This window comes from Pseudoalteromonas galatheae (genome assembly GCF_005886105.2).
Classification (GTDB): Bacteria; Pseudomonadota; Gammaproteobacteria; order Enterobacterales; family Alteromonadaceae; genus Pseudoalteromonas; species Pseudoalteromonas galatheae.
The window spans coordinates 795,548-820,001 of record NZ_PNCO02000001.1 but is presented as its reverse complement, the minus strand read 5'-3'; the positions used below and the strand labels follow the sequence as shown (position 1 = coordinate 820,001).

Below are 24,454 nucleotides of genomic sequence, written 5' to 3'. Positions count from 1 at the left end.
AGCATGTCGGTTTTTAGTCAATTAAACTTTATAAAGCGCCAACGTGAGTTTTGGCTATTTATGAGCTTATTCGCTATTTTATTGCTCGTTTCAGTATCTGGTTTGTATAAGCAGGTTAACCTAATTGGCTTGCAATGGTTTTCTAAGCTCAATGCCACTCAAGCAACTGAGGTCGTTGTGGTTGAAGCAGAGAACTTACAACAGCAACATCAACAATTGGTAAAAGCACTTTCTAGCTATAAGCCAAAAGCCGTTGTGTTCTTTTCTAATACAGCGCTTTCACCGCAACAAAGCCGTGTTCCTGTATATTATCCTTTTAATACGTCATCAGTCTGTCTGTTGGACACAGAAAACTGGTATGGCAGCGCAATCAGTCTCACACCACCGGCGAGCTCGTGTGAAATACTATGGGATAAGATCTTTCCTCAGCATGGTGAATACCTCAACAAAATAATAGACTATTCACTACCTTATTATTCATTACCAAAATTCAGTGCACAGAGAGTACTGGATGAGGATCTATTCACAGCACAACTCAGTGAAAAAGTGATCTTAGTTGCCCAGCATTCAAAATTTTCATCCTTGGATAGCGGCGCTTATTTCGGTGCGCAAGAACTTCCGCCAGTTTACCTACAAGCATTTATCGCCAACAGCTTTGCATCAGACAGCTTTATCCAACCTTTGCATAAAGCGATGATAACTGCACTTATGTTACTTGCATCAATATTGTTCTTGGTGTGGTACCAAAGGAATGCAACTAAGACAAACTTGGTCATCGCTTCCTTGGCCAGTATTTTACTTGTAGTTTGTGGCCTCGCTGCGCATCATTGGTATTCAGTGTTATTGCCGCTTGGGGAGTTGTTGTCTTTGATATGGCTGACGCTACTTTGGGTATTTATCTCATTGAAATGGTCAGAAGAAGAAAATCTAAAATCACTGATAGCACTAATCCAGCAACGTATGTTAGGTCGATATCTTCCGCGTCACTTCCTAGAGCAAAACGAGCCTTGGGATGCGATAATCCAACTGGTTAATCAACAGCTCAACTTGAAAAGAAGTATCTTTCTCACCCGCTTAGAGGGTGACCACAGAGTAACTGAAATACGTGCAATACACTGTCAGCTCAGTGATATCTTAGAGATGCGACGAGACTACGAGCGAGTACCTTATTCAGATGCAATCAAAGCGTTTGGCGCCATCAAAATTACCCGCCCTTTCTTCCAACATCTAGCGGAAGATGAGCAGCAGTATATCGCGCCTTTAATGTATGCGGGAGATGTTCGAGGCTTTTGGGCGCTAACTGTCACTCCACAAGATAACTTTGACGAGCAAGCGTTTATCAAAAATGTGAATCTCTTTGCGCACCAAATTGGTGAGTTGTTATTTCACTATAAAGTGTTTTCTGCTGAGCAGAAAAACCTCAAGAGCACACTAACTCGAGCACTAACCTTTTCTCTGAAAGAGCCATTAAGCCATAAAGTCAAAAATGCAATTAATGAAATGGATCAAAAACTCACCTCACTGGAGCATGTTTTTAATCAGCTCCATAGTGCCAGCATCTTATATAACTTGTTTGGCCAAATTGTGCAGGTAAATGAATCGCTTGAGCGCTTTGCTAGGGAGCATAGTCTGTCTATTTTTGACATGTCTGCTTTAGACTTGCTTTGCCGCTGTACCGAGATGGATAGTGAACAAGCCAAAGGAAAGCTACGCTATTTAACACTCAAACGTGGTAAAATCGTGTTGCCCGTCTATTTGGACAATCGCACTTATTTACTAAGCATTCGCGCCTTACTTAAACAATCAACGAGCCTTAATACCAGCACACCTTTTGAAACCAGCGGGGTGTTGTTTGAGTTCATCGACCTTGGAGAGCAATTATCTCAACTAGATGATAAAGAAGCCTTTTTAACACACTTGTCAGAGCAGCTTGCAGTTAATGAGCAGATTTTGCCTGAAGAGTGGGATGTCAAATAGATGGACTGGACATTGATGCTATTTCCGAGCGCAGGCGGACTTGGGCAGTCCGTTATTACTTGTGTTTGGATAGGCATCGCGGTTGTTGCATTCTTCAATCTTAGGTTTGGCTTCCCGCTAACCGGTTTGGTGGTCCCAGGTTATCTAGTTCCATTGTTCATTGTAAGTCCAACATCCGCCTGGGTGATCATTGTTGAGGCTATTGTCGTTTACGGCTTGATGCGGTTCTTTGCCAAAACACTTGTTGAGCGACTGGGTTATGCTGAAATGTTCGGTCGTGACCGCTTTTTTGCCATCGTTTTGTTAAGTATTATTGTTCGAGTTACCATGGATGTGTTGTTTTGGCCAGTAGTCGCTGCGCACCTCACACAATGGGACATCACGTTTGATTACGCAGCACAGCTTTATAGTCTCGGGCTTATTATCATCGCCTTGACAGCCAATGTAATGTGGAATGGCGGCTTTAAATACGGCGTAAAAGTCACTGCTATTCAGTTAATTGTGACCTATGTCATCATTCGTTTCGGGTTGATGACATTCACCAATTTTAGCATTGCTAATCTTGCCGTCATGTATGAAGCGGTTGCAGCCTCCATCATTGCAGCCCCTAAAGCTTACATTATCTTAGTGATCACCGCTTTTATTGCATCAAGAGCTAATTTAAAATACGGCTGGGAATTTAATGGTATTATGCTGCCAGCGCTGCTGGCACTGCAACTGATGCAGCCCACAAAGCTGCTCACCTCATTCGTAGAAACCGCGATTATTTTAGTCTTTGGATATTTAGTTTTAAACTTTACTCGTTTAAAACACGCCAATATCGAAGGCGCGCGCCTCATGTTACTGTTTTTTAACATTGGCTTTGTCTACAAGCTTATTTTGAATTACGTCGTCGTCGGTTACTTCCCTGCCTTAAAAGTGACTGATACCTTTGCTTTTGGCTACATGCTATCGACCTTACTAGCCCTTAAAATTTATCAAAAAAATGCGCTTGGTCTTGTGATCCGAGCAACCTTTCAAACTTCAATTGTCGGTGGCTTTATCGCCATTTGTATCGGCTTTGCGATTATGGTTATTCCGAGCCTATTCGAGAAAAGTAATACAATAGCGATAGACGAAACAACCAGTGATTTAACACTCAGCCAAGTGATAAGTGACTACAAAAGCCAATTATATACTCAAAGTACAACCAACGTGAATGTCAGCCAATATGTAACCGAACAGCAACGCAGTTACTTTAAACAAGCTATCAGACTGATTAAACAAGACACTGATTCAAACTATGCTGAGGCTGCCACTTTACTGCGTCAAGCTGGTTTTTCTTTACAGCGCTCGACACAGTTTTTAGTGATTAAAGATAATCAACAAGATAGTAAACGAGGCTTGTTTATTATTAACTTAGCAACGCAAAAAGCACATATAATCAGTGTGCCTTATCCCACCGCTGAACGACTAGCCAGTGAGGCTGGTGGCATTTTGTTTTCCTACTGGCAAAGTCAAGCTATCGCATTTGGTAATGCACGGCCTAACCAAAGTGGCGATAAGAATGGCAAACAAAGTGAGTTCTATCGTGACTTTTTCATGGCAATGGATATCCCAGAGGTCGTCCAGCTCAGAGAGGTTAATCGTCAAGTAAGTCAGGTGTTGCACCAACACAGTTTGAAAGAAAAAGCGCAAATGTGGATATTTAACAGTGTGCCCAACTCAGTGCAACAATCTGAACTTGCTACCTTGCTCAACATCAGCGATGCACACTTTGGTCTCGCAGAAAATGCACATTTACCTTACATCCAGTTCCATGGCCAGATGATAGAGGCGTACTTAAGCTCGGATAGCTATTCCTCGTTACTCAGCGCATATGGCCTACAACGTATCAATAAAGACATAGGTAAGATAAGCACAAGCGATGAGAGCATACTGGCTCTGATTGAAGCTTTTTCAAGTCACATTAGTGCCAAAGGCAGCGGCGCATTTAGTGCACTGAGTGATTCCAGTGCTGCATTGTGGGAGTATGAGGTATTAAGGCCGCTATTTGCCATCACTCAAAACCTTGAGATAGTCACGGCGCCAGAAACGCTTAAGGTAAGGCTGAGTCAAATAAATCGCGTAGCAAACCTATTACAGTATCAATTAACTTTAGTTGAAAATAACCAAGGGCAATTCGTTGCGATTTCTCCTTTAGATACCAAGTCTGCCTATGATTTGGGTCAAGGGATTTATTTTATTGCCTTGTTGGCTAAGCCATCTCTCACAATAGCCGTACCAAGACCGCTTTTTGAGAGCAACACTTTGGAATTTTCAGGCCAACTGTTTACGGCAACCCATGCAAAGTTGCTGGCAATCGCTGGTGCTCATCCATACACCAGCATCGACGCAAACGTAATGGCAGCCGATAACGTGCGCTCATTGTTTAATGTGGTGTATCAAAGTGCACAGCGCTACTTTTATGATAACCCTTTACTTAATTTACAGATCCGCAGTCATAGCGCGCCCGCAAGTGTCAGACCTTCAGCGCTTGCTTACCAATTCACTACGCCTAACCCTATTCATAATGACACTATTGCTAAACTACAAAGGGTGCTGGCAGATCTGGGTGTTAATACTCAAACCGTATTAGGACAAGAAGCGACAAGAGGCTTAGAGCTCGGGACCACCCCACAGTCTGGATATCAGCTGTTCGCGCCAAAAAGTGAGTTAGCGGCACTGTGGTTGGCATCAGATTTTAAATCGCACTTTGCTATTGCCAATGATGCCTTATTGCAGCGCCTTTTGGCTATTGCACACACACCTAAGCTCAAAGTAATCGACTTACTTACCCTTTCTCCAAATGATTGGCACGAGGCCACTCCGCAATTTATTGACGCACTTAACGTGGCCACAAGGCGTTATGCCACCACCCAACATTTACCGGTGCTCCATGCACTCTGCCAATTCGAAAGAAAATGTGACATAAGCGTTTTCAGCACACAGAGAAATGGTGAACTGGGATTAATGTTTACGCGTGACAACAGACTGCTAGCGTTATACTTACCAAGAAGAAATCGCGTTATTGATTTAGCCACTTATGCGAAAGCGGTTCATGAGGGGCGTTATGTTTTGGATTAAGCAGATATTACGATTTACTATTGTTGCGGTTTTTCTACTACTTTTCGTTTGGGTTGCCGTTACTTTCTTTGTGTGGGTAAAATCGGCGGAACCCTCAAATACTTCGACTCTATTTAATATTCGCTCCAATGTTCATTGGCTAAAAACCGACGGTATACTGAAATTTTCATTTTCTCCCTCTCGGACTATGTCTGTTCGGGTGTTGTCCAATGGGATATTCGAATCTCAGCCGTTGGATGATCAGCCTGTTAACTACGCTATTGAATATCAATTGCTTGATACAAAGGGAACGGTTATTTATAAAGGTACTTATCACCATGCGGCTAAAGCTGCCTCAAACGACTTTCAGCAACAGGTAAAACAGATTATTGAAAACCGTGAAGCGTTGGCCGTGGCGTCGGGGCAATCCTTCTATTTAAATCGTGAAGAATTACAACAGGCTACAACTATCACTTTAAAGTTGATACCAGAAAATGCTCAGCTTAAAGGCGTTGTGGTACGTGTCCATGCCCAAACCAGTAACAGTATTACCGACCCCGCCAAAGCGTGGCTTAAAAGGCCAACAGAGTGGCGCGAACGCATGACGAATTATCACACTATAGGTGAAAACGCCTTAACCAACGAAGAAAAATACAATTCGGTCATGCTGGATTGGCAAAAACTAGCACCACAGGGCGTGCCAAACATCGACTTTCGTGCTGACTTGTTATACGAGTCACTCCCCTACAATGTGCTTAACCATGATTTCTCGACCCAGCTAGATTTAGACAGTTTGTTTATTTCTGAGCAGCTTAGCGCCAGTTTTCGTGTCTATGAACACACGGAATATTCACTAAGCCACCCCGAAAATGCAGATCTTATTTTTGTTTGGCACGATTTACGCCAGCTCGACGCGCCAAAGCAACTAACGCCTGAGATGCTATCCAATACGCAATCAAAACTGAGCAACTTACCAGCCGGCCTTGTAACCATTAGCTCAAATTCTCCAACCAGCATTCGAGTATTTGGCAATGGTGTTGATCCAATAGTCCCGCTGCATAGCTATTATTACATGTTAAACGCACAAACGCCGGTTTACTATCAAGTGTCACCTGAAAGCGATATCGCTCTAGAATGGCGCGCGCCCATTGGCAGCACTATTTCGGTAGGTCTCTATAGCAATAATAAACTAATCAAGCACTATGCTTTTACCGCAACAGCAGAACAAGCTCTGTACGATAGACTGATAACTGAAACCACGGAGCGTCAAACCTTACCAACAGCCCAAAAGCGCTACTTGGCAATTCCAAATAGCGTTAACCAAATCAAAATTGAAGCCGAAGACGCGATGGTGAAATTGCAAGCCCGCAGCCCAACATTTAATTACCTGAGCCACCGCTGCGAATCTATATGCAACCCTGAAAACCCAACCTATCAAGGTATCGATGCATGGTTTAGTCAAAAGGCCGACAACCACTACCTTTTCCATACACAAAAACAGATAGTGTCCGTGCGTCTATTTGAAGCGCCACCCGAAGTACCTGAGTTTCTACCTCAATATCGCTCCAAAGACTTGAATCAACTTTTACCTGTCTCAGATATCGCACTGGTACCCATTGAGCAAGTTTACTTTGACAATTCAGTACCGAAAATGGAATTTGAGTATCGTCAGATAGCTAAATCTGAACTCTTTAAGCTCGGTGAAGCAACAAACTACCCAAGCAGTGTGATTGTGAAGCAAAAGCGTAAACCAATGCTATTTGAAGTTCCCCTGAACAGCTTGCAAGTAGAGGCGTTAGCTAACACCCAAGCACTTTTTATCAATCAAGGGTTACCCAGAACCGTGAGGAAGATCCGCCTGTACAAAGTGGCTAAAGCGACACCAATCACTGTTGCTGTTAGTGATAATAACCTGCAACCTAACGCTTTGGTCGTCAAAGTATTTAGTACCGACTATCAAGATAAAATCACCGTTGCAACCACTCTGGATAGCACTAAGGTACTCACCCCAAGCGATGAGTACACCATTTTAGCTAAACACTTTGTCCTACATCCAAACACAGCACAAATGAGGATGTTTTTTAACCCTAGTCACACTGAGCTGTACGAGTACCCAAGTATTACTTTGCCACTGTTTCAAGACTTAACATCACCTAACACCATAACGCTTCGCTTTTCACATGATGTTTGGATAAGTGTACTGGAGGAACATGAACAGCCTGATGCAACATTAAACTGGTGGCAAAATGAGACGCCTTAGTAGCTACGCGCTTTACATTATATTCAGCCTGCCATTAAATGTTAATGCTGCGGTTCCCAGCAGCAGCACAATGGCGCACTGGTTTAACCAACCTGTGACGCTCGACGGCTGGCAATTAACGCATCAAGCAGAGCAATTTACATTGACGCCAAAGCCTCAAAGTGATGCGCATGGCGAAGTCATTTATGCGCCAAAGCATCGACCTTGCGTGGTATCTGTTCCACATCGTTTTCATGATAAGCATACACTGACCATTGGTGAGCATATTTTCCAACACAGTTGCCAAGTACTCGTGAGCAACACAAAGCACAGATACAAGAGCAATGACACAGCAAAAACCTATGATTACGCCAAGCAAACACACAATATTCACGCTTCAGCGGTTGTAGGTTTTACATCTTTACATCCAAAAGCAAAAGTGTTCCAAATACATGGGTTTAGTCAGAAAAAGCGAAAGTCCGACGCAGGTAAACTAAGTGAGATAATATTAAGCCAAGGCAAAAGTAATAATGACACACTATGGAAGTTGAAATCTTGTCTTGTTAAACAAGGTTATCGGACGCTGATTTATCCGCAAGAGGTGCGAGAATTAGGCGGGACGAAAAATGTCCTACATCAACTTACGCTCCCAGAATATAGTTTTATCCATATTGAACTAAGCTATCAAATAAGAAAGCAATTAATTAATAACAATCAACAACTAGAGCAGTTTACTCAATGCGTGCAATCACTTTTATAATGACACTATTGCTGTTTGCAACGATATCCCGAGCCAATGAGGTAGGGATACAAACGGCTGCCCAATGGGTTGATTTGCCACGTATGCAACTTACTCAAGCTAGTGCCAACAAGTATTTCGCACCGCAGCAAAAAGCGTGGTTGTTTTTGCCAAGCCGTGCTTGGTTAGTCACAACACCAAATTCCCTTGAGACATTTGAGTTTTTTGCAGGTGAAACGCCAGAGCTACAGCGTGCTATTCCAACGTCCGACTGGTTATGTGCTCAATCCCGCTGCCAATTGAGCGCAACGGAACAAAATCGATTAATTCAGGTTGCATACCAAGGTGATAGTGATCAAACTCTCGCACTTTGGCAGGGCAGCATGCACAGCCACAGAGATCCTTATCGAAGAGCCCTTAGACTGCCGGGGCTTGACGACCAAACACTACAATTAGCGCAAGATACAGAGCGCTGGTTCCATCTACAGCCTACTCAAGTGACAAGCGTGTTCTTTGAACACGCCAAAAAGCTCAAACTAGAGGTTCGAAAAGATCTGCATGCGATTGCGCAAAATGGCACCGTCACGATTAAAGTCAATGGTGAGGTTATCAGCACCATTGCGATATCAGATATCCAAGCGGACGAGTACCTTGAGCCTAAAGTAGGCTTGTCTAATCAAGATTACATTGCCGTCCCAAAAGGTAGCTACCTCACCATCACAGCTACCGTGCCTACCTATGTCAACTTACTACAAATGCATCGTGGTATATACGATGACAATGCAGGAATAAAGCAGCAAGAGCGGTTGTTTAACCCATACTGGAGCAAACAGCTAAACGAACAGCTCAGCACCCTCTACATAGATGGTGATACTTCATCACTCGCTTTTAACGTTGAAGACACAGCAATAGCTTTTAAGCGTAAGCAAATGCTTAATGATATTGCCTCTACGGTTTATTTTTTAACGCCAAGCTCTTCTCAATCGCTCACTCATCATGTTGCCCTAAGCGGAGTGACACTTGGCAGTCGCACAGTCTCAGGTCATGTACTGCTCACCTCAAGCGCCCAGCGAGTGAATTACATAACGTCATCTCAGCCACTTAATTATAACCTTGAGAACATATCAAGGATTGATAACGAGATTACTCTATATATTCGAGCAAGAACGAAAGAGCGCTTAACCATCACCAGCGAGCATGATCAACACTCGCTGCTGGTTACACCTAGCGGTCACTTTCAAAGGCTTACCCTAAAGGTAAACCCAGCATCGACAAATATAACGATAAAAGGTGCTAAGCAAGCGCTTGATATCGCTGCAGCAGTGAATCGCTTACAACCATTTCCCGACTTCTTACCTATGACGCAGGAAGCATTATCCAAAGGGTCACTTATCCAAGAACTGCTGACAAGAAGCAAACAAAATAGAGCAGATACTTATAATTTATCTCTCAGCGGGCTGAGCGCACCAGAGTTAAGTGTCAAGACAGACAGCCATAGCCAGTTTATTGCCATCAAAGTACTTGCAGAATTGCAAATCGTAGCAAAGACTAAGCCACTCATTGCACTTGCAAAACTGAAGCCTTATTTGAACGGCCATAGCGAGCAAGTTATGCTAATGGCTTGGCAACTTAATATTGCTATTTTGACGCAACTAGAGCGCAGTGGAAACGCCGAGGTACTACTAAAATCACTACTTAAAAGTAGCGCTCAATCTTTAAGAGAATACGCTGCCAATGAGCTGCTCTCGAGATACTTAGTACTGAGTGAATATGTTCAAGCTAGCCTTTTGTGCGCCGCCTACGGAGCGGATATTACACAATATCAATGCGATGACATTCTGTTGACATACCTGCTTGACTCAGGAATTGTGCAAGAGGCGCTTTGGACAAGTCAGCAAATGATGCTAACACCTGAACAAGCCGAGCAAGTGGCTATGATTCAAGCAAATGAATTTACCCAGCCTCAATACAGCCTTGATCACTATGGTGTACAGACCGTGGAGTCGATGGATGATCAAACCGAGCTACACTCACTAAGCCTTGGTAACCCCATCAAACTTGTCGCAAAAAAGCCATTGACAGTAAAACTGAGCGCACGAGCGGCTTACCAAGGGCAACAATATAAAAATACTCAATGGCTGCTGTACGAACACAACGGCGAAACTAAGCTATTACCTATATTTAGCGATATCGCCGCAAACTTACAATTGCAGCCACAAGCCACTCGGTTATCTATTGCATCACAGCAATATATCCAGTTAGCAGCGAATGAAAGCCTCACCCTTTTCAGCGAAAACGATTTGTTTGTGGATATCAAGGTGCAACCAGAAGCTTCGAACATTCTCGCAAATGCAGAGCGGTCTGCACACCTGGTTAGTAGCGCTGATTTACTTCTAGCTAATGAGCTCAGCGCTAGAGAAATTGCCGTAAATACTTTATATCAACTGAGTCAACAAGCACTAACAAATGAAGACTACAATAGAGTCCTTCAACGTCTTCACCCAAGCCTATCGGGTGATGCCATCTTAACCGATTTATATGCTCGCCTAATGCGCTATGGTCAATGGCAAGCCGCCGAGCAATATACAAGCTATGTGGGTACACAAAAGGTCGAGGTCGATACGCTTACAGCACGAAGCTTTGGTGATCAGATAACTGCACACCTCACAGAAAATCAGCTGTCTGGTCTGTCGCTCAGAGCAAATGAAATACTGACTATTGATTTTTCTGAGTACCAACACGTCCAAGTACGACTAAAGTTTGCTTACTCTTCCGCTAAGCACGTTGTAGCACCGCCTGCTAATGTAGAGCTAGTAGGGCCAAATCAAGGTGATGTCATCTCATTGCAACCTACACAACCGCTCTATTACGGCATTAAACAAATCGAAACACGCCAAGGGTTACTGCAATTGCGCTGGCTCAACCCTCTATCTGGACAAAGTGTGAGCGTACGCCCGCAATACTTCGATCAAGGTCAATGGCATGATATTCCATTGGATACTAGACAAATTTTTTATCGCTCTGACAAAAGCACTCCTATCACGGCAAAATTAACTCGAGATAGCCTGATTAAAATTGAAACTCTTGCAGACGGTAATAGAAGTGAGGCCACCTATTTTCACCCAGCGGGACAAGTTTCACTTACCGCTCAACAACAGCAAACGTTAGCACGCATGTCTATCTGGACGTTAAGCCCAACGTTGCATCGCGTTAACCTAGTGCCTGAAGTACCACTGTTTTTAAAAGCCAAACAACCGTTGGCTCCAACAAGTGCTGAGCCAGTATTTCAGCACGCTCGTATTGAAACCGATGAAAGTCGCACTGGCGTCGAAGGCTTTTTGAATATTGATAGCGATGACATTGTACAAACAACAGAGCCTAGTCCTAGCAGAACCACACTCGATTTAGGCTTGTCATTAAGAATGAAAGATGAGAATAACTGGTATCGTATCGATACTTTCTACACGATGGACAATCATCATCAAGACACCTTCTCCATTAACGGACAATATGATTGGCTTTCACAACAGTCGAGTTGGTTTGCAGAAGCGAGAATACGTAATCGCTGGCAAGATGCAACGGCCATCAGTGAAACCCATTTAAGCTCAAGTATTTCGGCAAAGCTTGGCCAAATTCACCGCTATAATACTGGTTTTAGAAGCATTTGGTGGTGGCAGCCTTTTTACACTTACACCAGTATCAGCAAGGAAGAGTTTATTGCAGACGAGCAAATTGGTCCTGATATGTACACCTTTTACCGTAATAACCATAAACATGGCTGGCAAGCGCATGCTGGGCTGCGCTATCAACCTTGGGTTGATAGCTACTTCAGCTCAAGCGTTACTCTGACGTCTAATCAGGATTGGCAAACGCTCGATAATGCACTGTTTTCATTTGATTGGAGTCAATTTTATCAAGGCCATATTTTCAGCGCAGGATTAACATCAAGCTATGTATTTGCTGATCAGAACCGCCCCAACCCAACATGGCAATACTTAACTCAATTAGGTTGGCAAACGGGTTTTGACTTTAGTCATGACACCGCTGGTTGGTTGAGCGTAACTTGGACTCAAGACTGGTTTAACAATACACATCAAATCGGACTCCAAGTACGTTTAGGTAATTTACAGCAAACTGCTTTTGCCCCCTATGCGCATGACGAAATCATTTTCGAGTCGTTACAGCTAAGTCATTTATTAGAGCAAGATTTACATGAGCGCTAAAGCCTTAAAGAGTCAATTAGAAGCCCTATTTTTTGCCGAAACTGAAAGGTTTTGGTTAAACCTATATCAGCATAAGTATAGTGCGCTGATCGACGAACTATGTGCATGGGAGCTACTCTACAACCGACCTGAAAATGAGGATGAAACCGATTGGCTTATGCTTCAATCTATCGCTTTTTTAAGGCATAAGATTGAAACCCTAAATGAGCAAATTTTGCAGCTAGAGGTTGCTCACACCGGATTTGTTCAACGTATTGCAAAGTCTGAATTTGCCAGCGAAAAAGAACTACATATTATCGCCTATGCTCAGGAGCTTGGCGCAACTAAAACGGTGTTAGAGCAAGATAAAAAAGCTTTTTCACGATGGTTTGACGAAGGTGCTGTGGTTGCTCGATATCAGCACCAAGTTGCCTCGCTAGAGCAACAGATTAAGTTTTTAATAGCTAAACTTGGCGCGCTAACTAATCGTTATCTACGTGCCCACCACGATACGCTAGAAAATGCCTGGCAACGCTTAGATTTGCAGCCATTTTGCTTGAGCTTACTCGGTCATAGTCAGAATCAACACATTCGTCATGGCTTGATCCGTGCACTAGTTAATATGGTCGCAACGTTAAATAGTTATGAGGCCGACCCAGAATTAAACGCAGAGCTTATCGCCAAGCTTATTGAGCTGCTTGAGTCTGACAACATGCCCTATCAGGCAACCGTCGACATTTTAGAGATTTTAATACATCAGCGCCCCACCTTTATTCGCGCCTATATGTGGGCTTTACTAGAGGAAGCGAACAACAACGATAGCCAGCAAGTAGACGCGGAAATACTTTATATTTTAAGTGTTTTCCCAAAAATTATTGTCAGCCAATCAAAGCTCACTGAAAAAGATTTCAATATGCTTCGTGCGCTGAGTGAGCACACATTGCCAAGAGTGCGACAAGTCACTTTAGAGCTTGTCGAGTTTTACCCTACGGCATTTGCACAAGATTTAATAACCAAGCGGTTTGAACAAGAGAGTGAAAATGCCGTTCGCTTCACTCTGATAAAACAGCTATCCGCAGACCGATTTTGTCAACAGGACTTCGCATTTTTATTGTGGCAACGCGTATTAAGAAGTGATTTTAGTATGCAACTTAAGCGCTTAGCGCTTGAGCAAAGCGCGCGTATTATGCTGAATATGCAGCTAGAGTCAGATCAAACTGATCTCTGTTTTAGGCGTTTTATTGATACCTTAAATGACTGTTTGTCGAGAGAAACAAACATCGCGGTTTGCCGTTATATCACCAGAGCCAGAGAACAGTTAAGTAGCTTCTATCATCAAGCCATCATAGCGCAACTCAATGCATCTCTTGAAGCCAAAGAGCAAAGTGAAGCACTTGCAAATTGGTCTCGAGATGAATTAGGCCGCTCACTTTCTTATATTGCGCAGCGTGGTCAAAGCCTCAATGCCTCAAAAATGAAAACAGGCTGGCGCATTCAACAGGGTTACCGTCAAGCAAGAAGGTTATGGCGAGTATTACACGAAATAAGACACCCAAGTACCGATAAGCGTCAAAGCTATTCTCACACTAAAGCGAAAAAGCCCAGCGTGTTGATCCATGCCCCCAGCTGCACTACCGCAGAAATTAGCGAAACAACAGTGCCTGGGGAGTTACTCTTTAACCTCGCAGAGCAAACCAGCAGACCACATTTGCCATTACTCGACTTTCTGCTAAGCGTGCTTACCAATGACCATAGTAAAGAAGATGCCAAAACCTATACGCCAGATGGTATTTTAACGGTCATTCCGCCACCAACTTTATGGCGACGCTTAAAAGCCTACTGGACTATAACGTGGCAGTTTGCTGATCTTGACCATCTACGAAAAGGCAACGAATTAGAGCAAGGTAAGTATTTAGACACACTTAACACCCTTGGATTTTCGTTGCACTTTAGTGCCTATGGTGACATCGCAAAAGCACCATTCCCTGTCGCGACAGACATTCAGCGACTTTATACGCGCTCAGGCGCTACTTCAGCGCTGCTCACCATTTGGAGCAGTTTTAAAGAATATGTTGATGCTATTTATCAAAATAGTATTTCGCAGCTGGTTTTCTTTGTGCTTGCATTTATCAGTTACTTTTGGACTCGCCATATTTATATCAGTAAAAGAATAAAGCAAAACCGCAAACACATTCCGGTCTCCATTGGCGGCTGGGGAACCCGAGGAAAGTCAGGAACCGAGCGTCTAAAATCAGCGTTATTTAGCAGTTTAGCCCTGAGAGTTGTGAGTAAAACCACCGGCTGTGAGGCGATGCTTATCTATTCAAAGATTTCTGGCGAACAGTATGAGATCCCACTTTTTAGGCCCTTCGATAAAGCGAGTATTTGGGAGCAAGCTGATGTTTTACATTTTGCAAAACAAGTAAAAGCGGACGTTTTCCTGTGGGAATGTATGGGCCTGACTCCTAGATATGTAAAAATTCTAGTTCGCTGGATGAAAGATAATTTTGCCACCATTACCAATGCCTACCCAGACCATGAAGATATTTTGGGCCCAACAGGTTTAGATGTGGCAAAAGAGATGTCTGCTTTTTTAGGCTACAACACCCAAGTGTTCACCGCCGAGCAGAATATGGCCTCTGTGCTCAACTTGGCCGCGGAGCAAAAAAACACCTCACTTATTCAAATTCATTGGGGAGATGGATATCAGATCACACCTGACATCCTCGCGAAATATCCCTATGCCGAGCACCCAGATAATATCGCTTTGGTCTGCAAGATGGCACAATACATTGGCATTAATAAGGACTATGTCTATAAAGAGACGGCATCTAGAGTTATTCCAGATGTTGGGGTGCTACAACAGTTTGCAACTGCAAAGATTGGTACAATTAGCCAAAGTTTTATCAATAGCATGTCTGCCAATGAACGCTTGGCAACGATTGAAAACTGGAAACGTCTAAACATCGTTGAACAGGGAAAGCAGGGGCAAATTGTTGCACTGATCAACAACCGTAACGATCGTGTTGCGCGTTCACAAGTATTTGCGAACATTCTGGCCAATGATCTGCATTTTGATGTAGTTGTCGTTATTGGTACCAATATTGATGGCTTTTTTAAGTACTTTCTCACTGCACTGGAAAACCTCTTACACGGTATTTTTAGCAACAATGACCACGACTCACTGCGCGACTTACTTGGCCGTTTTAGGCTTTTACTATCGAAAGAGACGCTGATTGCATCGTTAAATACCCCTAAAGACACGCTGCCTGAATCTGCGTTTTCAAGTATCGACTCACTACAATCACAACTTAACAGTGAAGATGAAACACATCAGCTAATTCTAAAACGTTTTGAAGCGTGGACAATTGCCCATTCGATTTTGGAAGTTGAAGATCTGAACACTAAGCTTTCACAAACAGCGGCCCTCGCAGAGCAGCTTGCTAAACTCAAATGCACGTTAGTGCATGACAGTGATATCAAGCCCGATCCGTTAAATCAAATCATCGCTAAACAAGCGCTGCCAAATGAACATCAAATCATCGTCGGGATGCAAAATATCAAAGGCGCGGGACTCGGCTATGTATACATGTGGCAAAAGTGGCAATTATTTAATCAGCATTGCGAGCGTTTGAGCCGCCGCAGCGTGACACAAACTGAGTTTAGAAATGGCCTAAGTAGAATCTTGCAGCAAGAGGAACTCAGTGCGATTGAGTGTCAATACTTGGCTGACAAGCTCGAATTGTTTGCAACTTTGCCCAATGCCCAAAGCGAATTCAGTCAAGCTGAATTAACGCAAATAAAGCGCAAGCTTGAGCAACAGAAGCAAAGGTTAGAAAGCAAAGATAGTACCTTTTCTCACTCCCCGGTAACACGGTTTTTGAACAAGCTGGTCGAGTCATTTTTAGATGCTGGCGCAGCGGTAAAAAGGAAAAAGATCGCGGTACAAGTGTATAAAGATATCGCCGATTTTAGGATCACAATAGAAAAGGCAACGCTCATTTTAAGTGAATTAAATCGCTCGCAAAAACCAGGATGGCTGAAATTACAAAGTGGTAAGCGCCGCAAAAAATAGCTAGGCGCTCGTTACCCAACCATCAAAACGTAGATGAGTTTAATGATCAGCGTGACCATTAATAATGGCAGTACATATTTGGCATACTTTTGCATTTTATCTAGCCCTAAACGCTGCTGATACTTTTCCAATAAAGGTATCAAGACAACCAATGCAATGACTAAACTCACTAATAATATAACTACGTTCATCTTAGCTCCTCTTTCTAAACAGGTATCTTACAACCAGTGTTCACTTCAAGCAAAATTCCAGCTATGCTCATACACACATCTGACCAGTAGAATAACAATGATGAAAACTGCTATCACCGAATTATTTGGCATCGAAAAACCCATTATACTCCCCGGCATGAGCTGGATTTCTGTACCTGAGCTTGTTGCAGCAGTAAGTAATGCTGGTGGCTTAGGCATTTTAGCCACAGGTCCGCTCAGTAAGAACGAAACACGTGAGGCAATACGAAAAATTCGTGAACTCACCGATAAACCTTTTGGCATTGGTGTGACCTTAATGATGCCTGGCGCCAAAGAAAATGCCAAAGTCGCATTAGAAGAGCGAGTGCCTGTTATTAATTTTTCTTTAGGAAAAGGCGACTGGCTGGTAGAAGCGGCTAAAGCCTACGGCGGGAAAGTTATTGCGACTGTGGTGACGCAAAAGCATGCCTTAGCAGCACAAAAATCTGGTGTCGATGCACTATTGGTTACTGGACATGAGGCTGCAGCCCATGGCGGTGAAGTGACTTCACTGTGTTTGGTGCCGAGCATTGTCGATATTGTTGATATACCTGTGATTGCCGCAGGGGGATTTGCCGATGGTAGAGGACTTATCGCCGCGCTAGCACTTGGCGCAGAGGGGGTTGCGATGGGTTCTCGCTTTGCAACATCCAAAGAAAGTCCTTTGCATCAACATGTCAAAGATACCGTAGTAGAAAAAGACGTTGAACAGACGATTTATTCCAAAAACTTCGATGGTCTTTATGCTCGAGTAATGAAAACTCCTATGGCTGAAAAGGCAACGCGCCGCCCGATGAACTTTTTCATGGCCACCATAAAATCATTCAAGGCCGCTAAAATGGTCGACATGCCTTTATGGAAGCTACTACTAGGACTGCTTTCTCAATTCGATAAAATTAAGATGCTGTCGCTCTTTGGTGCCGCCACCGAAAAGCTCGAAGCCGCCACTATTCACGGAGATTTAGACCATGGCGTACAGTTTATTGGTCAATCTCAAGGCTTAATTCAAGAAATCGAGTCAGTACAAACCTTAATGGATAATATGATGGCTCAAGCCACTGAAGTGCATTTACGTATCAGCAACATTACCCCCGATTAACGGATGTTTGGTATTGGCGCGCTAAAAGCGGTATTATCTTGCTTAATATCGCTCTGGCCTTAGTTGCGCCACTCAAGTGCTGACCATAAATTCTGATTTTATAAGTGACTTTCAATGCCTAAACATTATCTTTTCTACATTGAGCAGCCATATAGCTTTGCTATTCTGAGACCACTCCAAAACGCTATCCGTGCTAACGGTGACGTGGTGAAATGGTTTTTAAAAGGTAAAGATGTAAATTCAAGTTCACTTGCAGCAGGCGAAGTAGAGTTACTAAGCGTAGAGGACGTCAAGGCGTTTAACCCCAGAGCTGTGTTTGTACCAGGAAACGTTGTTCCTGACTTTTTCCCAGGTGCCAAAGTACAAGTGTTTCACGGATTAGAATATAAAAAGAAAGGTCACTTTGGGATCCGCGGTTTCTTCGATTTGTATTGTACTCATGGCCCTATTACAACTGCGCCATTTAAGCAACTAGCACAAAAGCATGGCTATTTCTCGGTGATTGAAACTGGTTGGCCAAAGCTCGACCCGTACTTTGATTACACCAAGCAAGAGAATGAAAAGCCAGTCATACTGTATGCTCCCACTTTTTCACCAAATCTCACGTCGCTAGAAGCATTACATGCGCAAATCAAACAGCTAGCAGAGTCAGGAAAATACAGAGTCCAACTTAAGTTTCATCCTAAGACGAAACAGCAGTGGCAACAGATGTACATAGAACTTGAAACCATCAGCGACTTTGAAATCGCCGGGAATGACAATCTCATTCCACTCATTCAACAAGCTGATGTAGTGATTTCTGATACATCTAGCGCTGTAGATGAATCACTGCTAATTGGTAAGCCGGTTATCACTTTTAATAACCACCAACCTCAAGATGCATTAATCAATATTACCGACGCCAGCAAATTGTCTGAAGCGGTCGAACAAGCACTTAATCTGTCCCACGCACAAAGTGAACGAATTGAGCAGTATATTCAGCAAGTGCACCCTTATCGCGATGGTAAAAGCGCAGAGCGCATACTCGCAGCGACAGAGACTGTAATCGCGGCTGGATTAAAGCGTAAACCGCTTAATTTATTGAGACGTTACAAAATACGTAAAGCACTAAATTATATGAAGATAAAATAAAATTTGTGACCTTGAAAAAATAAAAAAGCTCACTTCACGGTGAGCTTGTTCATATTAATTTATCACTAACTTTAGCAGTCACACTGCCAGTATTGATTGCCAGTTTCCGTCAAAGGTGGACGACAAGGAATGCGACTGTTTGCACCACCAGCAATGTTTGGTGTTTGCTCTTGAGGCAAGTTTTGTTGTTTATCTAGTTGTTTTAAAGCTGTTTTTTTAAATTTTAATTTCATTTTCTTATCCTTGAGTTATTTTAATTAATTTACAAGCTGTATTGTTCAAGGTTGCAAGGTTGGCGAATAGCGTTCTCCGTATCGCCACACTAACCTAAAATACAGTAAAATTAGCAACGGCAATGCCCATAATCCGTACTAGTCAAGGTTTCTGTAAAGGTAAGCTTAGGCTTTTATCTAAGTGCTTTAGTGCCGATTTTGCTTGCTTTTACTTCATCATCATTTCCTTGAGCTAGTAGCATAGTGGTCAAAATTCATCACTACCCATAAGCTGCCATGAAAAAACAAAAAATTCAACAATATTAACAAAAAAACTAAAATTAAAATCACCCCACAACAACAAAATCACATAAGAGATTGTAAAATATGACTTTTATCAAATTGTCTCGATAACTACAAACCACAAAAAGCGAGAATCAAGTAACAATAAATTAAAATACCATCACCTCAACTAGGCATCTTGTTGCTTATCCATAAAATCAGCCATACGCGCGAGTAATTCAGCTTCTGTGAGATCTTCTTTGTGCGTGCCAATCGTCCAGACATGACCGAATGGATCTCGTAGCGTTCCCGCCCTATCACCATAAAACTGATCACAAACGGGCGTGACTTGTTGCGCCCCCAATTCAATTGCCCCCGCAAACACAGTGTCCACATCGTCAACATACAGCATCAAGCTAACCGGCGTGCCGCCAAGCTCTTTGGGATCTTTAAAGTGTGCATCAGGGCACATATCTGAAAGCATTACATAAGAGTTACCAATCAGCAGCTCCGCATGAGCCACCCCTCCATCTGGCATAGGTAACTGAAGCTTTACGCTAGCACCAAAAGCGGCTCGGTAGAACTCGATGGCTTTTGCTGCACCAGCCACAATGAGGTAAGGCGTGAGTGAATGATAACCGCAAGGAATTGAAGAGGTCGCCATTATATGGATCCTATAAAGTCCGTTAAATTCCCTCTAAACCTAGCCGATTATTTGAAATATGCGAATTAAAATTGCGATGCTCACGTAGTTTCAGCGATGAGATTTACTCATAACTCGAGTGTTGATTAACGAATTATTTACCTATATGCTGATTTGGTTTTGTTCATAAAACACACAACAACATGTAAGGGATCAGTATGAAACCAACCTCTATTTTACGATTGGCTTGGACGAGCGGTGCTCTCATCCTCGCAAGCCAAACAAACGCCTACGACTGTAGTAATTTAAGCCCTTGGTCTGAACAACAAGTCTACAGACAAGGGGATGTTACACAGTCCCAAAACCAAGCATATGAAGCTAAGTGGTACAGTCAAAACGACAATCCAGCAGGACACTCCGGTCCTTATGATGTCTGGCGGTCACTGGGAGCTTGCGCAACGGGCTCAGGTCAAGCCCCGAGTGTCGTACTCACCAATCCAAATGATGGCGCTGTGCTGGGCGAAAATGACAACGCTGTTTTTTCAGCTAATGCCAATGATGTCGATGGTGATCTGGCTTATGTCGAATTCTTAGTGAATGGGCAAGTCATCGCAACGGACAATACCGCGCCATTTCAAACCACTTGGAACGCAGTACTTGGCGAATATAATATCAGCGCAATTGCCACTGATGCCCAAGGGCTAACCGGAAGTTCGCAATCAGCACGGATCACAGTAAAATCGAGCGGGGAAAATTTACCACCGAACGTATCCATTGCAGCTCCAGCCAACGGCCAGCAGTTCTATCAAGGGGATATGGTAGGGATCAGCATCACAGCCGAAGATAGCGACGGTACTATTGCGGGAGTGGAAATTAGCCTGAACAACCAGCTTGTCGCGGATCTAACCACCCCACCTTTTCAGTTTGAGTTCCAAGCGGAACAAGTTGGCGTAAACCAACTAAATGTAAAAGCGATAGACAACCAAGGCTTGATGAGTGAGGCAAACCTTGCCATCGGTGTGTTAACAAAAGTAGGAGGAGGCTGCCAAGGCCTAAGAGCATACAGCGCAGGACAAAATTATCAGGCCGGTGAATTGGTCGCTCATAATAATCATAAATATCGCTGTGATATTGCTGGTTGGTGTAGCTCAAACGCGCTGTGGGCATACGAGCCAGGTGCAGGCCAATATTGGACAGATGCATGGAGCGATTTAGGGATCTGCGCAATCGCGCCAACCGTAACGTTCGAAAGCCCATCCAATAATGGTACTGTTTTGGTCAATGCGCCCACCACTATCTCTGTCAGTGCTCAAGATACAGACGGCAACATTGCTACGCTGTCACTCTATGCCGACAGCACACTCCTCGCCACAGCCAATCAAGGAACGCTTAATCACAGCTGGACACCAATAGCCCTCAATCCAGTGAGCTTAAAAGCCATTGCCGTCGATAACGAAAGTAATCAAAGCGAGCAAACAATTACAGTGAATGTAACTGATAAACCGATTGCCGTTGATTTACTCGCCCCCACTAGCGGCAGCCAAATTACCTTGGGTAATTCCACTCAATTGATTGCACAGGCATCCTCTTTTGTTGGACAAATCACACAAGTCCAGTTTTATGCTGATGGCGTGTTACTCAATACAGACACAACGCCACCCTACGAATATAGTTATGCACCGGCCTCAATCGGCACAAAAACACTTTATGCCACGGCCACTAACGACAATAATGATCAGGTATCCAGTAGCGGCGTGACAGTTCAAGTCATCGACAAACCCATCGGTAAAAAGCACAAATTGATCGGCTATTGGCATAACTTTGTCAATCCAGCGGGTTGCCCTATTCCACTTGATCAGATGTCTACTGCTTGGGACATCATCGATATTGCCTTTGCTGAAAATGATAGAAACTCGAATGGCACAGTGCACTTCACACCATTTGAAAAAGACATTCGCTCTAACTGTCCGCCTATCGACCCGGTAAAATTCAAATCTGACATGCAAGCACTACAAGCGCAAGGTAAAGTTTTTGTGTTAAGCCTAGGTGGTGCAGAAGGCACAATTACCCTCAATACGGATTCCGATGAAGCAGCATTTGTCAGTAGCCTCACCGATATTATTCAACAATGGGGATTTGACGGGCTCGATATTGATTTAGAGAGTGGCTCGAACCTTGTGCATGGCTCTCAGATCCAAGCTCGGCTGCCTAGAGCATTAAAGCAAATTGAACAAAATATTGGTGGCAATATGGTACTTACCATGGCCCCTGAGCATCCCTATGTACATGGTGGCATGATTGCCTATTCCGGTATTTGGGGTGCTTATATTCCACTTATAAACGAGCTACGCGATACATTAGATTTACTTCACGTACAGCTATACAACAATGGTGGCCTACCTAACCCATATGAACCGGGAAGTGCTCCTGAGGGCTCAGTGAACATGATGGTTGCCCATGCAAAAATGTTGATTGAGGGATTTGACCTTGCTGATGGCACCCGCTTTGCGCCACTTAGGGATGACCAAGTAGCCATCGGCCTGCCTTCTGGTCCACAGTCGGCAAATTCAGGCCAAGCGCCTATCGGCAATATCATCAATGCCTTAGATTGTTTAACCAAAGGTACAGGGTGTGGCACTATCCAGCCTAGCAAGGCTTATCCGAACTTTGGTGGCGTGATGACATGGTCGATTAACTGGGACAAGTACGATGGCTATAACTTCTCTCAACCCATTGGCGATAAATTAACGCAGATGAATCAAGGAAATTAAAGTTACATTGGCCTGAGTTTGGTATGCACGGCAAACGTTATTCTGAGCTCAGGTTGATTAATCAATAAAATGCAAAAAATAAAGGCAGGTACTAGCTCGTAATAATTTAGTCCTGAATTTAAGTTGTATCAACTGAACAAAAAACACCCAACCAAATTAAAGCAACAATTCAATCATTCGCGTGTTATCACTGTATTTTTGCCAGAACCACACTGAATAACCCTATAACTTAGGCTATGTAGCAATTAGCCAACGACACAAGCAAACAAGGTTGATAAACAGTCAACAGCTTTTTGCTTGGAAATAAACTATTTCTCCCCTACTATTAGAACGTTACACGCAAATTCATAATGAATGCCAAGGTCGATATGAAATCTTTTCCCTCGCTTTATTTAACAAACCTATTCTTAGTCGGTGGGACAGGCCTGCTGACTACTTACTTAGCGCTTTATTTAGGCCAGCACGGCGTCAGTACGTTTTGGATTGGCTTGCTTACCTCGTTTTATTACTTGGGTTTGTTGCTAGGTGCCAAATTGGGCTACCACCTGATCAAATCCGTTGGGCATATTCGTGCGTTTGCGGCAAGCACAGCAGCAGTGACGGCCTGCGTAGCAATACATGGGGTGAGTGACAATATCTATCTTTGGCTTGGACTACGACTTGTGGTGGGTCTTGGCATGATGTGTAACTTTATGGTGCTCGAAAGCTGGCTTAATGAACAAGCGGCACCTGAGCAGCGAGGGCGGGTATTTTCTTTTTACATGCTCACCTCCTACCTCGGTATGGTAAGTGGACAATTTGCGCTATCTAACTTTCCAGAGCTTGGCTATGCCCCGCTGTTTTTAATTGTTGTTGCCTTATCCTTTGGAATTATCCCCATTTCAACGACGAGGCGGATCCACCCGAAGCCACTTAAGCCCATTCAAGTCAGTTTGTTTACCTACTTCAAAAAAGTGCCCCAATCTCTCACTGCGGTCTGTTTTGCCGGTGTAATTAACGGTAGTTTTTATGGCCTTGCCCCGACTTTTGCCAGCCAATCAGGGTTTAATGCCGAAGAAATTGCCATGTATATGTCGGTAACGATTTTTGCAGGCTTGCTTGCTCAGTGGCCAATGGGCATTATCTCCGACCGAGTCCGCAGAAGCATATTACTGCGCAGTAATGCTGTTTTTATCGGATTGATTTCTCTTTGTATATTTTTGCTGCCACTGAGTCCAAGCTACAGTCTTTGGCTAACTTTTGGCTTTGGGTTATTTGCATTTACCATGTATCCACTTTCTTCAGCTCTCGCAAACTCGCGCGTTGATGATGAAGACCGTGTTGGTGTTTCTTCTGCGCTGCTGGTGGCGTTTGGGGGAGGTGCCTGTGTTGGCTCAGCCTCTATTGCACAGATCATGTCCCACTTTGGTCATCAAGCGTTATACGCTTCATTAAGCGTGCTAACCGTTGTCATGTTTTTACTCCTTCACTTTATCAACGCCAGACAAAAGGCCGAACAGCCAGAGCCTAGCGACTATGTTGCTGCGACTTCTGACATTACCAGTTCACCGCTCGCTGCCACCATGGATCCGCGTATCGAGGAAAAAACGGCGCACGAGCAACTTCTTGTCGTTGATGAAGACGCGCCTCGCGATAACGACGATGAACTCGATGACAATGAGCAAAATAGTGAGCAAGTCGAGGAACTGGATGAAACAACTAACAAGACTCAGCCATAGCCTGACTGATAAGCACTAGTCGCCAAAGATTGCTTAATCAAGGTGTTATCAG

At 43.6% G+C, this 24,454-nt stretch carries 13 protein-coding genes; 11 read left to right on the top strand and 2 right to left on the bottom strand.

Features of this window, described 5'->3' with window-relative positions; translation table 11 throughout:
- The first annotated feature begins 3 nt into the window (after positions 1-3).
- The 6 genes from CWC29_RS03540 to CWC29_RS03515 are packed head-to-tail and all read left to right on the top strand — an operon-like array spanning position 4 to position 16,316.
- Positions 4-1,977 carry a hypothetical protein gene (locus CWC29_RS03540; RefSeq protein WP_128725507.1) on the top strand — a complete coding sequence of 658 codons (1,974 nt, stop codon included), beginning with the start codon at positions 4-6 and terminating at the stop codon, positions 1,975-1,977.
- Entirely contained in the window at positions 1,978-5,082 is a 3,105-nt protein-coding gene (locus CWC29_RS03535; protein WP_138522411.1) for a poly-gamma-glutamate biosynthesis protein PgsC/CapC, read from the top strand. It begins immediately after the preceding gene.
- On the top strand, positions 5,069-7,321 hold the full coding sequence (locus CWC29_RS03530) for a hypothetical protein (RefSeq protein ID WP_138522409.1): 2,253 nt from the start codon (positions 5,069-5,071) through the stop codon (positions 7,319-7,321). Before CWC29_RS03535 ends, CWC29_RS03530 begins: the two co-directional genes overlap by 14 nt.
- On the top strand, positions 7,308-8,060 hold the full coding sequence (locus CWC29_RS03525) for a hypothetical protein (protein ID WP_138522407.1): 753 nt from the start codon (positions 7,308-7,310) through the stop codon (positions 8,058-8,060). Before CWC29_RS03530 ends, CWC29_RS03525 begins: the two co-directional genes overlap by 14 nt.
- On the top strand, positions 8,039-12,262 hold the full coding sequence (locus CWC29_RS03520; RefSeq protein ID WP_138522405.1) for a hypothetical protein: 4,224 nt from the start codon (positions 8,039-8,041) through the stop codon (positions 12,260-12,262). The genes CWC29_RS03525 and CWC29_RS03520 overlap by 22 nt, the downstream gene beginning before the upstream one ends.
- On the top strand, positions 12,252-16,316 hold the full coding sequence (locus CWC29_RS03515) for a poly-gamma-glutamate synthase PgsB (RefSeq protein WP_138522403.1): 4,065 nt from the start codon (positions 12,252-12,254) through the stop codon (positions 16,314-16,316). The genes CWC29_RS03520 and CWC29_RS03515 overlap by 11 nt, the downstream gene beginning before the upstream one ends.
- Before the next feature lie 11 nt (positions 16,317-16,327).
- Here CWC29_RS03515 and CWC29_RS03510 read toward each other — a convergent pair whose 3' ends face one another.
- Positions 16,328-16,507 carry a hypothetical protein gene (locus CWC29_RS03510; protein ID WP_128725501.1) on the bottom strand — a complete coding sequence of 60 codons (180 nt, stop codon included), beginning with the start codon at positions 16,505-16,507 and terminating at the stop codon, positions 16,328-16,330.
- Between CWC29_RS03510 and CWC29_RS03505 the strand changes: the two genes are divergently transcribed.
- From CWC29_RS03505 to CWC29_RS24200, 3 genes are all read left to right on the top strand, one after another.
- Positions 16,473-17,645 carry an NAD(P)H-dependent flavin oxidoreductase gene (locus CWC29_RS03505; RefSeq protein ID WP_268960296.1) on the top strand — a complete coding sequence of 391 codons (1,173 nt, stop codon included), beginning with the start codon at positions 16,473-16,475 and terminating at the stop codon, positions 17,643-17,645. The genes CWC29_RS03510 and CWC29_RS03505 overlap by 35 nt on opposite strands.
- Positions 17,646-17,759: 114 nt before the next feature.
- Positions 17,760-18,776: a CDP-glycerol glycerophosphotransferase family protein gene (locus tag CWC29_RS03500; protein ID WP_138522400.1), complete on the top strand. Its 1,017-nt coding sequence runs from the start codon at positions 17,760-17,762 to the stop codon at positions 18,774-18,776.
- A 92-nt stretch (positions 18,777-18,868) separates the two neighbouring features.
- Positions 18,869-18,973 (top strand): hypothetical protein, encoded by a 105-nt coding sequence (locus CWC29_RS24200; RefSeq protein ID WP_408004166.1) that lies wholly within the window; start codon positions 18,869-18,871, stop codon positions 18,971-18,973.
- Between the two features lie 487 nt (positions 18,974-19,460).
- On the opposite strand, the gene CWC29_RS03490 is transcribed toward CWC29_RS24200, so the two are convergent.
- Positions 19,461-19,934 carry a VOC family protein gene (locus CWC29_RS03490; protein ID WP_128725498.1) on the bottom strand — a complete coding sequence of 158 codons (474 nt, stop codon included), beginning with the start codon at positions 19,932-19,934 and terminating at the stop codon, positions 19,461-19,463.
- Positions 19,935-20,131: 197 nt separating this feature from the next.
- Here CWC29_RS03490 and CWC29_RS03485 point away from each other — a divergent pair, with 197 nt between their 5' ends.
- Positions 20,132-22,684 (top strand): Ig-like domain-containing protein, encoded by a 2,553-nt coding sequence (locus CWC29_RS03485; protein WP_138522398.1) that lies wholly within the window; start codon positions 20,132-20,134, stop codon positions 22,682-22,684.
- A gap of 368 nt (positions 22,685-23,052) precedes the next feature.
- The gene (locus tag CWC29_RS03480; RefSeq protein WP_138522396.1) at positions 23,053-24,402 is read left to right on the top strand and encodes an MFS transporter; all 1,350 of its coding nucleotides are present in this window, start codon (positions 23,053-23,055) and stop codon (positions 24,400-24,402) included.
- The last annotated feature ends 52 nt before the right edge of the window (positions 24,403-24,454 follow it).